Annotated in this window: 13 protein-coding genes and 1 tRNA gene; 8 read left to right on the forward strand and 6 right to left on the reverse strand. The window is 67.3% G+C overall.

Going from position 1 to position 13,142, the window contains the following annotated elements; genetic code table 11:
- Positions 1–197: 197 nt before the first annotated feature.
- From clpX to tig, 3 genes are all read right to left on the reverse strand, one after another.
- Positions 198–1,469 carry an ATP-dependent Clp protease ATP-binding subunit ClpX gene (gene clpX, locus HWX55_RS31990; RefSeq protein WP_006489345.1) on the reverse strand — a complete coding sequence of 424 codons (1,272 nt, stop codon included), beginning with the start codon at positions 1,467–1,469 and terminating at the stop codon, positions 198–200.
- A gap of 164 nt (positions 1,470–1,633) precedes the next feature.
- Positions 1,634–2,287, reverse strand: coding sequence for an ATP-dependent Clp endopeptidase proteolytic subunit ClpP (clpP, locus tag HWX55_RS31995; protein ID WP_006496351.1), 654 nt, complete (start codon positions 2,285–2,287; stop codon positions 1,634–1,636).
- Between the two features lie 140 nt (positions 2,288–2,427).
- Entirely contained in the window at positions 2,428–3,774 is a 1,347-nt protein-coding gene (gene tig, locus HWX55_RS32000) for a trigger factor (protein ID WP_050013283.1), read from the reverse strand.
- Between the two features lie 392 nt (positions 3,775–4,166).
- On the opposite strand from tig, the gene HWX55_RS32005 reads away from it, so the two are divergent.
- Both HWX55_RS32005 and HWX55_RS32010 read left to right on the forward strand, forming a co-directional pair.
- The gene (locus HWX55_RS32005) at positions 4,167–5,312 is read left to right on the forward strand and encodes a glycerate kinase (protein WP_175978619.1); all 1,146 of its coding nucleotides are present in this window, start codon (positions 4,167–4,169) and stop codon (positions 5,310–5,312) included.
- 62 nt (positions 5,313–5,374) lie between these two features.
- Positions 5,375–5,824 (forward strand): MarR family transcriptional regulator, encoded by a 450-nt coding sequence (locus tag HWX55_RS32010; protein WP_124554605.1) that lies wholly within the window; start codon positions 5,375–5,377, stop codon positions 5,822–5,824.
- A 198-nt stretch (positions 5,825–6,022) separates the two neighbouring features.
- On the opposite strand, the gene HWX55_RS32015 is transcribed toward HWX55_RS32010, so the two are convergent.
- Both HWX55_RS32015 and HWX55_RS32020 read right to left on the reverse strand, forming a co-directional pair.
- Entirely contained in the window at positions 6,023–7,021 is a 999-nt protein-coding gene (locus HWX55_RS32015; protein ID WP_175978620.1) for a 2-dehydropantoate 2-reductase, read from the reverse strand.
- Positions 7,022–7,125: 104 nt separating this feature from the next.
- Positions 7,126–8,277 carry a helix-turn-helix transcriptional regulator gene (locus tag HWX55_RS32020; protein ID WP_175978621.1) on the reverse strand — a complete coding sequence of 384 codons (1,152 nt, stop codon included), beginning with the start codon at positions 8,275–8,277 and terminating at the stop codon, positions 7,126–7,128.
- 132 nt (positions 8,278–8,409) lie between these two features.
- Between HWX55_RS32020 and HWX55_RS32025 the strand changes: the two genes are divergently transcribed.
- From HWX55_RS32025 to HWX55_RS32050, 6 genes are all read left to right on the forward strand, one after another.
- Entirely contained in the window at positions 8,410–8,583 is a 174-nt protein-coding gene (locus HWX55_RS32025) for a hypothetical protein (protein WP_244140687.1), read from the forward strand.
- Complete coding sequence (locus tag HWX55_RS32030) at positions 8,580–9,626, forward strand: porin (RefSeq protein WP_175978623.1); 1,047 nt, start codon at positions 8,580–8,582, stop codon at positions 9,624–9,626. The genes HWX55_RS32025 and HWX55_RS32030 overlap by 4 nt, the downstream gene beginning before the upstream one ends.
- Before the next feature lie 21 nt (positions 9,627–9,647).
- Positions 9,648–10,850, forward strand: coding sequence for an MFS transporter (locus tag HWX55_RS32035; protein WP_175978624.1), 1,203 nt, complete (start codon positions 9,648–9,650; stop codon positions 10,848–10,850).
- Between the two features lie 14 nt (positions 10,851–10,864).
- Positions 10,865–11,974 carry a class II histone deacetylase gene (locus HWX55_RS32040; protein ID WP_175978625.1) on the forward strand — a complete coding sequence of 370 codons (1,110 nt, stop codon included), beginning with the start codon at positions 10,865–10,867 and terminating at the stop codon, positions 11,972–11,974.
- A gap of 110 nt (positions 11,975–12,084) precedes the next feature.
- A complete protein-coding gene (locus HWX55_RS32045; protein ID WP_050013292.1) occupies positions 12,085–12,315 on the forward strand; it encodes a hypothetical protein in 231 nt (76 codons plus the stop codon).
- A 70-nt stretch (positions 12,316–12,385) separates the two neighbouring features.
- Complete coding sequence (locus HWX55_RS32050) at positions 12,386–12,685, forward strand: hypothetical protein (RefSeq protein WP_175978626.1); 300 nt, start codon at positions 12,386–12,388, stop codon at positions 12,683–12,685.
- A gap of 148 nt (positions 12,686–12,833) precedes the next feature.
- On the opposite strand, the gene HWX55_RS32055 is transcribed toward HWX55_RS32050, so the two are convergent.
- Positions 12,834–12,920 (reverse strand) — tRNA-Leu (locus HWX55_RS32055).
- Positions 12,921–13,142: the final 222 nt, after the last annotated feature.

Genomic DNA, 13,142 nt, shown 5'->3' on the forward strand with positions numbered 1-13,142 from the left:
TTCATTTCCCCATGAGTGGAATCAATTGTTCGGTAATTGAGGCCGCCACAACGAATTGCAAGCCTTCAAGTGCGGGAAATATTCGGTAAGAAAGTAACCACCGCGTGTCGAGTCAGAGTTACCCACAAGATAAACGAAAAAAAGCCGCCCACGGACTCATGAACGGCCTTTTTCGCTGAACATCGTCGGCAAGCCGGTCAGTTCGAACCCGCCACCTTCGGCGTGTCCTCGTAGATCAGCAAGGGCTTGCCGTCCCCATCGATGACATTCTCGTCGATGATGACCTTGCTGACCCCTTTCATCGTCGGCAGCTCGTACATCACGTCGAGCAATGCCTGTTCGATGATCGAACGCAAACCGCGCGCGCCGGTCTTGCGGCGGATCGCCTTGCGAGCGACTGCCTGCAACGCGCCCGGCCGGATTTCCAGCTCGACGCGCTCCATTGCGAACAGCTTGTGATACTGCTTGACGAGCGCATTCTTCGGCTCGACCAGGATCTTCATCAGCGCGGCTTCGTCGAGCTTGCCGAGCGTCGCGACCACCGGCAGGCGGCCGATCAATTCGGGGATCAGACCGAATTTGATCAGGTCTTCCGGTTCCGTTTCGCGCAGCACCTCGCCCGCGTCGCGCTCCTGCTTGCTCTTGACCGTCGCGCCGAAGCCGATACCGGTTTTCTCGGTACGATCGGTGATCACCTTTTCGAGACCGTCGAACGCGCCGCCGCAGATGAACAGGATGTTGGTCGTGTCGACCTGGATGAAATCCTGGTTCGGGTGCTTGCGGCCGCCCTGCGGCGGCACCGACGCCATCGTGCCCTCGACGAGCTTCAGCAGCGCCTGCTGGACGCCCTCGCCCGACACGTCGCGCGTGATCGACGGGTTGTCCGATTTGCGGCTGATCTTGTCGATTTCGTCGATGTAGACGATCCCGCGCTGGGCCTTGTCGACCTCGTAGTTGCAGTTCTGCAACAGCTTCTGGATGATGTTCTCGACGTCCTCGCCGACGTAGCCGGCTTCGGTCAGCGTCGTCGCGTCGGCGATCACGAACGGCACGTTGAGCAACCGCGCGAGCGTCTGCGCGAGCAGCGTCTTGCCGGAGCCCGTCGGGCCGATCAGCAGGATGTTGCTCTTCGACAGCTCGACGTCGTCCTTCTTGTCGAGATGCTTGAGGCGCTTGTAGTGGTTGTACACGGCCACCGCGAGGATTTTCTTCGCGCGCTCCTGGCCGATCACGTACTGATCGAGGATGTCGCGAATTTCCTGCGGGCTCGGCAGATCCGACCGGGACAGGCTGGCCTCGACGCCGGCGGCAGCCGCCTCGTCGCGAATGATTTCGTTGCAGAGGTCGATACATTCATCGCAGATGAACACCGACGGGCCCGCGATGAGTTTTTTCACCTCATGCTGGCTTTTCCCGCAAAACGAGCAATACAACAGCTTCTCGCTGTTCGAACCTTTTTTGTCCGCCATGAATGTAGAGCCTCCGGACAGGTAAATGACATGATACGCCGATTGCTCCGGACGCCGCGCCTAGGGCGCGACCGGAGCCGGCTGGATGCGCTTGCCGCAGATGCTCAGGGCACTCGGGACGTTTGAGGGCGCCGGCCCGAATCGGGGCGGCACCCCGTTTAAGCTCACGGGCGCTTCAGCAGCACCTGATCGATCAGTCCGTACGCCTTCGCGTCCTCGCTCGACATGAAGTTATCACGGTCGGTGTCGCGCGCGATGCGCTCGACGTCCTGGCCCGTGTGCTGCGCGAGCAGGTTGTTCAACCGTTCCTTCAGGTACAGGATCTCGCGTGCCTGGATCTCGATGTCGGATGCCTGGCCGCGCGCGCCGCCGAGCGGCTGGTGAATCATCACGCGCGAGTTCGGCAGAGCAAAACGCTTGCCCTTCGCGCCCGACGCGAGCAGGAACGCACCCATGCTGGCCGCGAGGCCCATGCACAGCGTCGACACGTCCGGCTTGATGAACTGCATCGTGTCGTAGATCGCCATCCCGGCCGACACCGAGCCGCCCGGGCTGTTGATGTAGAGGCTGATGTCCTTGTCGGGATTCTCGCTCTCGAGGAACAGCAATTGCGCGACCACGAGGTTGGCGGTCTGGTCGTTCACTTCGCCGACCATGAACACCAGGCGCTCCTTCAGGAGACGCGAATAGATATCGTACGAACGCTCGCCGCGGCCGCTCGTTTCGACGACGATCGGCACCAGCCCCAGCGCTTGCGCCTCGAAACCCTGCGGCGCGTTCGAAGCAAGCATGTCCAGCAATTCAGCGCGAGTGATCATTCAATGAACCTTGTTCGAATGGAAAATTGAACGGAAGGAAGCCGCCCGCCCAATCGCCATATTAATGGCAACCGTGCGCTTGACGTAAAAACGGCGTGCGGGCCGTCGCTCCGACAGCCGGCACGCCGCTAGAGCAACACTTACGCTTGCGCCGATGCGCTCGCGAGTGCCTCGAAGCTCACTTCCTTGTCCGTCACCTTTGCCTTGCCCAGCACGAAATCGACGACGTTGCTTTCAACGACGAACGCTTCCATCTCGGCGAGGCGCTGCTGGTTGGAATAATACCAGCGGACCACTTCCTTCGGGTCTTCGTAGCTCTTCGCGAACTCGTCGACTTCCGCGCGGATCTGTTCCGGCTTCGCTTCGAGGCCGTTCGCCTTCACCAGTTCAGCCAGCACGAGGCCCAGCTTCACGCGGCGCTCGGCCTGCTCGACGAACATTTCGGCCGGGATCGGCGCGTCCTTCGCGTTCGGCACGCCGCGCTGCGCCAAATCCTGGCGAGCCATTTCGACGAGACGTTGCTGGTCCTGCTCGATCAGCGCCTTCGGCACGTCGAGTTCGGAAATCTTCAGCAGCGCGTCCATCACCTGGTTCTTGACGATCGACTGCGTGCGACGCTTCGCTTCGCGCTCGAGGTTTTCCTTGATCTCGGCGCGCATCTTCGTGAGGTCGCCGTCTTCGATACCGAGCGACTTCGCGAATTCCGCGTCGATTTCCGGCAGGTGCGGCCATTCGATCTTCTTCATCGTGACCGTGAACTGCGCCGTTTTGCCGGCGACGTCCTTGCCGTGGTAGTCGTCCGGGAACTTGAGGTCGAACGTACGCTGTTCGCCGACCTTCAGGCCGAGCGCCGCCGTTTCGAATTCCGGCAGCATGCGGCCTTCGCCGAGCACGAACGGGAAATCTTCGGCCGTGCCGCCCGGGAACGCGACGTCGTCGATCTTGCCGACGAAGTCGACCGTCACGCGGTCGCCGTTCTTCGCTGCGGTGTCGTCGCCGCCGTCGCCGTGCTCGCCGGCTTCGCCGCGTGCGTGGTAGTGCACGCGCTGCTTGCGCAGGATGTCCAGCGTGCGGTCGATTTCGGCGTCGCCGATCGACGTGGTCGAGCGCTCGACTTCAGCCGTCGCCAGATCGCCGATCTTCACTTCCGGGTAGACCTCGAACGTCGCGTCGAACGCGTAGGCATTCTCAGCCTGCTCCTGCTTCGGCTCGAAGCTCGGCTGGCCGGCGACGCGCAGGTTTTCCGCGCGGCTGATCGTGAAGAATTCCTGGCCGATCTTGTCGCTCAGCACTTCGGCTTCGACCTGACCCGCGTATTGCTGGGCGACCATCTTCACCGGCACCTTGCCCGGGCGGAAACCCGGCATGCGCACGGTCTTCGCGAGTTTCTGGATGCGGGCGTCGATTTCCTTCTGCACGGTGTCTTTCGGCAAAGAAATCGTCACACGGCGTTCAAGCTTGCCGAGGTTCTCAACAACGTTAGCCATGGCTTCAATCGTCCTAAAATTATTCGAGCGAATCGGGTTTTCCTTGCCGTGCCTGCCTGCAGCATGCGGTGCGTCGCACTCGCACGCCGCGCCGGAGCGCCACGCCATCCCTGCACGCGCCGGATGGCTAGCGCAAGCGGCTCGGAGCACGGCTTTGGCCGGAAGAATCGACTATTCTAGCAAACAATTTTCCTCGTACCGCCAGATCGGCGCGACACGCGTGCGTCCCGCGCCGTCGACGGCCCGTTACACGGCCCATGCACACGGATCGCGGCTATGCCGAACGGCGTATCCACTGCGCGCGCGCCATCCTGTAAGCTCCGATAGCGTGTGAGCCACGCTCGTGGCCCGACCGCTCATTCTTCACACCAATCACGCCTTCCGGAGACACCATGCCGCACCACCCGTCCGCGCCTGTCGTCGTCATCGCGCCCGATTCGTTCAAAGGCTCGCTTTCCGCCGAGCAGGTCGCGGACGCGATCGCCACCGGCATCCGCCGCGCGCGGCCCGACGCGGTCGCGCGCTGCTGCCCGATGGCCGATGGCGGCGAAGGCACGCTCGACGCGATGCTGGCAGGCGGCGGCACGCGGCGCACGCTGCGGGTGGCCGGTGCGTCGCTGGCGGCGCGCGATGCGGCGGTCGGCGTGATCGATGCGCGCACCGCGATCGTCGAGACGGCCGAGATCGTCGGGATCACCGACCCGGTCGGCATGAGCGTGCCGGTCGACGCGCGCAGCACGCGCGGGATGGGCGACGCAATCCGCACGCTGCTCGACGACGGCGTGCGCCGCTTCTTCGTCGCGCTCGGCGGCAGCAGCACCAACGACGCGGGCGCCGGGTTGCTCGCGGGCCTCGGCCTGCAATGCTTCGACGCCGGCGGCCAGCCGGTCGAGCCGGTGCCGTCGCGGCTCGCCGACATCGCGCGCATCGACGCGTCGGGGCTCGATCCGCGCCTGAAGGAAACGGAATTCGTCGGCATGTCCGACGTCGACAACCCGCTGACGGGCGCGCATGGCGCGACCGCCGTGTTCGGTCCGCAAAAGGGCGTGACGGCCGCCCAGGTCGCGACCCTCGATGCGGCCCTCGCCCGCTTCGCCGACCTGCTCGAAGCCGCGCTCGACCGCCGCGGCCGCGATCTGCCGGGTGCGGGCGCCGCGGGCGGCCTCGGTTTCGCGCTGCACATGCTCGGCGCACGCTTCGAGCCCGGCGCCGAAGTGGTCGCGCGCCAGGTCGGGCTCGACGCCGCACTGGCCGGCGCCGACTGGCTGATCACCGGCGAAGGCCGCTCCGACGTGCAGACACTGCACGGCAAGGCGCCGTTCATCGCGTGCCGGCACGCGCGGGCTGCCGGCGTAAGCGCGTCGCTGCTGTCGGGCGCGGTCGACCCGGCCGCGCTGCCGCGCCTGTCCGAGCATTTCTCCGGCTGCTTTTCGCCGGCGCCCGGGCCGATCACGCTCGACGTCGCGATCCGCGACGCGGCCAATCTGCTCGCGAACGAAGCGGAACAGTTGACACGCCTGAAGTACGGTGCACACTGACCGTTGACCCGAGCGCGCGATACAGGAACAATCGGGCCCGCCCTTTTTCTTCAGGATTCGACATGAAAGGCCGTCAAGCCGGGCTCGATCAGTTTCTGACCTATCGCCTCCATGCGCTCACGAAGCGCTCCGACCGCGGGATCGGCGAGGTGTACCGGCACAAGCTCGACATCTCGCTGCCCGAGGCGCGCGTGATCGCCGCCGTCGGCGCATTCGGCCCGTTCTCGATCATGGATCTCGCGCGCCACACCAATCTCGACAAGAGCCAGGCGAGCCGCGCGGCGGAAGCGCTGCTGCGCCAGGGGCTGCTCGAGCGCAGCGCGAGCGACGAAGACGGCCGGATCGTGCTGATCGCGCTGACCACCGACGGTCGCGCGCTGCATCGCAAGATCATGCCGATCGTGCGCAAATGGAACGACGGCTTGCTCGCATGCCTGTCCGACAGCGAACGTCAGACGTTCGAGCGGCTGCTCGACAAGGTCGTCACGCACGCGACCGAACGCGACGACTGAGTCGCGTGGCGGGCCAGCCGCGCCGGATCGGCGAGCGCTGTCGGCAGGTTTGATCCGACGAATCAGACAGGCCGCCCGGGTCGCGTCACGCGCGATCCGGGCGGCCCGTTTTGCATCAGGCGGCCGGCATCGCACGAAGCGCGCGTGGTCGCGTTGACGGCGTTGGCGGCAGCCGCGAATTCAGCCACCCCGTGCGCACTACAACCCGCTGTTCGTCGCGCGCTGGCGCAACAACCCGAGCACCGCGTCGCAGTACGGGGTCGGCACGCCAAGCTTGCGGCCGAGCTCCGGAAACACGCCGAGGATCGGCCCGATCTCCAGCGAGCGCCCCGCCTCGAAATCCTGCAGCATCGATGTCTTGAATGCGCCGAGCTTGCGCGTGACCGCGATCCGCTCGGGGCCGCTCATCCCGGTGGACAGGCCGAGCCTCGCGCCGATCGCGGCCGCCTCCTCCATCATCCGCAGCGCGAGATCCTGCGTGAACGGATCGTCGAGCAACTGCTCGGCCGTCGACCCGGTCAGCGCGCTCAGCGGATTCATGTTCATGTTGCCCCACAGCTTCGTCCAGATCTCGGTCCGGATCGCGCGCGTCGATTCGACGTCGAAACCGCCAGCCGAGAGCGCGTCGGCGAACCGCGCGGTGGGCATGTCGAGCCGCGGATCGGGCGTGCCGACGATCAGCCGGTTGCCGCGCCCACGACGCACGACACCCGGCGCATCGGTACTCGACGACAGGTGCACGACGCAGCCGATCGCCTGGGCAGGCGGCAACGCGGCCGACACCGCGCCGGCGGGGTCGACCGCATCGAGCGGCACGCCGTCGATCGCCCCTTCGAGCCCGTGCGTGAACCACCACGGCAGCCCGTTCATCGCCGCGACGATCACGGTGTCCGGCCCGACCAGCGGCGCGATGCGCGCGGCCAGCGCCGGCAGCGCCTGTGCCTTCAGCGCGATCACCACGTAGTCCTGCACGCCGAGCGCGGCCGCATCGTCGCTGGCGCGCACCGGCACCGACGAGATTGCGCCCGCCTCGTCGATCACGCGCACGCCGTGCGTATTCAGTGCATCGAGCGTCGCGCCGCGTGCGTACGCGCTCACGGTCATGCCGGCTCTCGACAACGCGGCCGCGAGCAATCCGCCGATCGCGCCGACGCCGACCACCGCCGCGCGCACCGCCCCCAAATTCGGGTCGTTCATGATGGCATTCCGTCTCCTGGGAGCTACGAGCATAACGCTCAATGGTTGCGGGCACAACCATTTAGGCAACGCAGTGCGCGCCGCCAGGCACACGTTCGTGCGCTTCAGCGCGGCACGCCGCCGGCTTCCACCGCTTCGTCGTCGGTCGCGCCGCCGGTCGCGCCGAGCATGCCGGCGATCTGACTCTTGTCGTGCATGCCGAGCTTGCGGTATGCGCAGCGCAGGTAGTGACGCACGGTCGTCGGCGAGATCGCCATCTGCTGCGCGACTTCCTTGTGCGAACGCCCGGCGCCGTAGTAGCGGATCGCCGCGAGTTCGCGCGGGCTCAGCCGGTCGAGCAGCGAGCGCGGCCGCGCGTCGATCTGGAACAGCCCCGCGACGGGCACGCACTGGATGCGCAGCGCGTCGCCGACGAACGGCCGGCCCGACTGGCGCCGCAGGTGCGCGACGAGCGGCTCCGGCACGCGCGCGCCGGCCCAGTCCGGCCATTCCGTGCGCAGCACGTCGTCGAAACCGTGATCGGCGTGGTGCAGCACCCCGAAGTTGTCGCACAGCGCACGCGCGGCCGGCGCGACCGTGTCGGCGCGCTCGCGTTCGCGCGTGAGCTGCGCGGCGCGATTGATCGTCAATGCGGCCGCGAGATGCGGAATGACCTCCTCGAAACGACGCGCGTCGTCGTCGCCGAACGGCCGGTTCAGGCCCTGACGGTAGATCGACACGAACGTCGTCAGGCCGAAGCGGCGATCGAGCGTACACACGAACATCAGTTGCGCGAGCCCGTATTTCACGCACCAGTCGCGAAACCGCGCATCGAGCCCCGGCTCGACGACCGACAGCCGCACCGCGCGGCCGTGCGCGCCGTGCAACGTGCGGTGGGCGAGCGGATCGCAATCGCGCACGCGCTTCCAGTCGCTGAAGAACGCGTGCGGCAACCGATACAAAAAGCTGTTGTGCATTACCGGGCCGGTCGGCAGATGGGTCGCGACGCCCGTCCACGCGGCATCGAACGGCATGAGCGCCTGCAGCAGCGAAAAGAACCGGTACTCGAACTCGCCGATGGCGGACTGCGCGGCCACCGCGTACAGGTCGAGCAGCATCAGCCCGAGTGCGCGCTGCGCTGCGTCGCCACGCGTGACGCCGTCGAAATCGGCGCGACGGGACGGCCGCGGCGGCCACGCGAATTCGTCGAGCACGATGGCGGCCGGCACGTCGCGCAGCGCGTCGAGATCCTGCCCGATATCCGTCGTGATCCTCACCTTTCGCTCCCCTGCCCGGTCGGGCTGCTGATGTGCGCAACGACACCGGCCGATTATAGCGAGCGGCTTTTTTGGCGGGCCGGGGCGCCGGAACGCTCGCCAGCCCCATCCATTTGAACGGTGCGCCGCCGGTTGCTGCTGCGCAGCAAGGCGCGCGGCGGCATCGCTGGACCTTTGCGCCGTGCGTCGCGGGTTTTCCGCACCGTTCATCTGGACGACTGTTCGGCCGTTTTCCCGCTGCGGACACTGCGTCGCGACAACACCAACGACAAGCCGATGCAGGACGGTATGGAGAACTCGACGTGACGACACCCCGCTTCATCCGCACGGCCGCGGCCGCCGCGGCGCTTGCCGCATGCGGCGCCGCCGCGCAGGCGCAGTCCGCCCTCACGCTGTACGGCGCGCTCGACGCCGGCGTGCAATATCTGACGCACGCCGACGGACATCGTTCGGCCGTGCGGTTGCAGAACTACGGCATCCTGCCTTCGCAGTTCGGGATCAAGGGCCACGAGGATCTCGGCGGCGGCTGGCGGGCGCTGTTCAAGCTCGAACAGGGCCTCAACCTCAATGACGGCACCGCGACCGTGCCCGGCTACGCGTTCTTCCGCGGCGCATACGTGGGGATCGCGGGGCCGGTCGGCACCGTCACGCTCGGCCGCCAGTTCAGCGTGCTGTTCGACAAGACGCTGTTCTACGACCCGCTCTGTTATGCGTCGTACAGCGGTCAGGGCGTGCTCGTGCCGATGAGCGCGAACTTCATCGATCACTCGGTCAAATACCAGTCGCCGACCTTCGCCGGCTTCGACGTCGAGGCGCTCGTCGCGACCTCGGGCGTCGCCGGCAATACGCGCGCCGGACGCGTGCTCGAGCTCGGCGGCCAGTACACGAGCAACGGCCTGTCGGTCAGCGCGGTGCTGCATCAGGCGCACGGCGACGTATCGGCGGCGGCCGACGCGTCCGCGCGGCGTCGCGAACTCGGCACGCTCGCCGCGCGTTATGTATTCGCGACGCTGCCGCTCACCGTGTATGCGGGCGTCGAGCGCCTGACGGGCGACCTCGACGCGGCCCGCACGATCGTCTGGAGTGGCGCGCGCTACCTGACCTCGAACGGAATCGGCCTGAACGCGGGCGTCTACCACACCGATTCGCGCACGCCGGCGATCGGCCATCCGACGCTGTTTATCGCGAGCACCACGTACGCGCTGTCCAAACGTACCGTCGCGTACGTGAACCTCGGCTATGCGCGCAACAGCGGCCAGAGTTCGCAGACCGTCTACGAATACGACCCGACGCCGCTCGCCGGCGCGTCGCAGTTCGGCGCGATGGTCGGCATGTACCACCTGTTCTGATTCCGTCAACGAGATCCCGCCATGAAAACCCTGTCCTCCGATGCCGCCCTCTCGCCCGACGGCCGCGCATCGACATTCGCGCGCGCGACGCTCGTCGCGCTCGTCGTGTTCGCGGCCATCACGCCAGTGCTGCTGCTCGTGGCGCCCGCCGTCGCCGGTCGGCTCGCGACGCAGCTCGGCTTGTCCGCGTCGCAGATCGGCATCTACTTCTTCGTCGAACTCGGCGCGTTCAGCGTCGCGACCGTGCCGTCGTACCTGTGGCTCGGTCGCATCGATGCGCGCCGCGTCGCCGCGTTCGCCATCGCGCTGTTCGGCGCGGGCAACCTGCTGACCGCGCTATGGATGCCGGGCTTTGCCGCGCTGCTCGCGCTGCGCGCCGTCACCGCGCTCGGCGGCGGCTCGCTGATGGTGCTCTGCATGACGAGCGCGGCGACGAGCAAAAACAGCGACCGCGTGTACGGCCTGTGGGTCGTCGGCCAGCTGATCGCGGGCGCGATCGGCCTGTTCGTGCTGCCGCACGTGTTCGCCGCGTTCGGGCTGCGCGCGCTGTACGTCGGGCTCGCCGCGCTCGCGCTGCTCGCGGCGCCGCTGTCGCGCGGCTTTCCGTCGTCGCTCGGCATGCGGACGGCATCCGCGCACAGCGCGCGCGGCGACGCACCGCGAACGCCGCGACGCTTCGTCGTACTCGCCATCGCCGCGGTGCTGACGTTCTATCTCGCGATCGGCAGCGTGTGGACGTTCGCGAGCCGCGCGGCGGCCGAGGCCGGGCTCGATCCGCAGTCGACCGGCAACGTGCTCGCGATCGCAAGCGTGATGGGGATCGCCGGCGCGGCGCTCTCGTCGTGCGCGGGCGGCCGGCTCGCGCGGCGCGCGATGCTGGCGGCCGGCTACGCGCTGCTCGCGGCGTCGCTCGTCGCGCTCGCCGCGCTGCGTGACACCAGCGGCTACTGCGCGGCGATCTTCGTGTTCAAGTTCGCGTGGACCTTCGTACTGCCGTTCATCCTCGCGACGGTCGCGCAGATCGACACGTCGGGCCGCCTCGTCGCGACGCTCAATTTCGTGATCGGCGCGGGTCTCGCCGCCGGCCCGCTGCTGGCCGGCCTGATGCTCGACGCCGGCGGCACGATGCGCGCGCTGTTCGCGGCCGCGACGGCCGTCGCGATCGTGTCGTTCGCCGCGCTGCGCCACATCGATCGCCGTTCTTCCGTTTCCTCCCAACCGTGACAGGTCACGCATCCATGAATCGCACTGCCTTCTTCACCGACGAACGCACTTTCTGGCATACCGGCGGCACGCACGCGCTGTTCTTTCCGGTCGGCGGCTGGGTCCAGCCGCCGTCGAGCGCGGGCTACGCGGAATCGCCCGATTCGAAGCGCCGCTTCCTGTCGCTCGTGCAAGCATCGGGCCTCGCCGCGCAGTTGGACCTGCGCGGCGCCGAGCCCGCGACGACCGCCGACCTGCTGCGCATTCATCCGGCCCACTATCTCGACGCGTTCCGCGCGCTGAGCGACGCGAACGGCGGCGACCTCGGCGATCTCGCGCCGTTTGGCAAGGGCAGCTACGAGATCGCCGCGCTGTCGGCCGGCCTCGCGATCGCGGCGGTCGACGCGGTCGTCGGCGAGCGCGCGGCGAACGCGTTCTCGCTGTCGCGGCCGCCCGGCCATCACTGCCTGCGCGACCGCCCGATGGGTTTCTGCCTGCTCGCGAACATCCCGATCGCGATCGAGGCCGCGCGCGCGAAGCACGGCATCGAGCGCGTCGCGGTGATCGACTGGGACGTGCATCACGGCAACGGCACGCAGTCGATCTACTACGACGATCCCGATACGCTGACGATCTCGCTGCACCAGGACCGCTGCTTCCCGCCCGGCTACAGCGGCGCGGACGATCGCGGCGAAGGCGCGGGCGTCGGCGCGAACCTGAACGTGCCGCTGCTCGCGGGCAGCGGCGACGATGCGTATCGCCATGCGTTCGAGCGGATCGTGCTGCCGGCGCTCGCGCGCTTCCGCCCCGAGCTGATCGTCGTCGCGAGCGGCCTCGATGCGAGCGCGGTCGACCCGCTCGCGCGCATGCAGTTGCATACCGACAGCTACCGGTTCATGACCCGCGCGGTGAAGGAAGCCGCGCAGCGCCATTGCGGCGGGCGACTGGTGATCGTTCACGAAGGCGGCTATTCGGAGGCGTACGTGCCGTTCTGCGGGCTCGCGATCGTCGAGGAACTGGCCGGCATTCGCACCGAGGTCGCCGATCCGATGCTCGACCTCGCGATCGCGCAGCAGCCGGACGAGCGGTTCGTCGCGTTCCAGCGCGCGCTGCTCGACGAACTGGCCGCGTCGTTCGGGTTGTAACGCGCGGGAACGAACGTGACGGGGCCGGCCGTGCCGGCCCTTGCGCGATCGGTGCGGATGGGGTTTCCTGTGTCTTTACCCCTGTTCCGGCACGAGGCCGCACTCTTCCGATGAAATCGTCCCCGCGCGACAACAACGACAACGCCAAAACGCGCCGCCAGCCGTCGAAGCTGGCCCTGAACATCGCCGCCGTGACGGTCGGCCTCATCACGTTCGCGATCGGTGCGGCGTGGGTGATCTATAGCTGGATCGTCGATCGCGAAGCGCAGTATTTCGCGATTCCGCTGGTGTTCTCGGTGCCGGTGATCGTGGCCGTCGCGATCCGCAGCTTTTGGGAATAAGTGCGGCGGAAACGGCGAAGCGCTCATCTACGAACCATTTGCAGGCCGGCATGCGTTCCCGGACTGTTGCATGCTGCCCTTCGATACAACACTGAGTGCGGACACAGCCAGCACCGTACCAACCGATTTCAGCACGGATTCCGCGGAAGGAGGCGCACCGCCCGCAATCCGCCACCCCGCGGAAGTCGACGTGGAAGCGGAGCAGTCCAGCGGCTTCCTGACGGTCGCGTCGGGTCTGGCGCTCCACGCCACGTTGTCGGCAGGCGTGGCCGCGACAGCCGGCATGGCCAGCATCAGCGCCAGAACGCCGATCGACGTGCGTATGGTGTGGGTCATCGACGGTCCCCGGTTGAACAGCCCGCGTGTATGAAAGGCTTTGCCATGTTACAGGCCGCCGATTTAACGTGCCTGCGCAAACGGCATCCTCCCGGCTGACGGCCGTCAACAAAAAAGCGCTGCGGTCAGCCGACCGGCAGCGCTTTGTCGCGAACGTCCCCTGACGGGGCACGTTCGACTTCTGGTGCGTGAGGCCGGACTCGAACCGGCACACCCTTGCGGGCGTCAGGACCTAAACCTGGTGCGTCTACCAATTTCGCCACTCACGCGAATTTCCGTCGCTTGATCGCGCGGGACGCAAGATGCGTGCTCCACGCGCCCGGGGCTTGCCCGGGACTTCTCGCGCCGGCCCGAAAACCGGCACGCCCGATCAGGCGAGCGCGAGATTCTACCCGATCCGTTCGGCGTTGTCTCGCCCCGTCGGCGCCCGTCGTGCCGCGGTGCTAGAATGCCGCGCTCGACGTTTCGGCAGCGCGCCGCCGCGCGTCCCC

This window comes from Burkholderia sp. BCC1047 (genome assembly GCF_902833155.1).
Classification (GTDB): domain Bacteria; phylum Pseudomonadota; class Gammaproteobacteria; order Burkholderiales; family Burkholderiaceae; genus Burkholderia; species Burkholderia sola.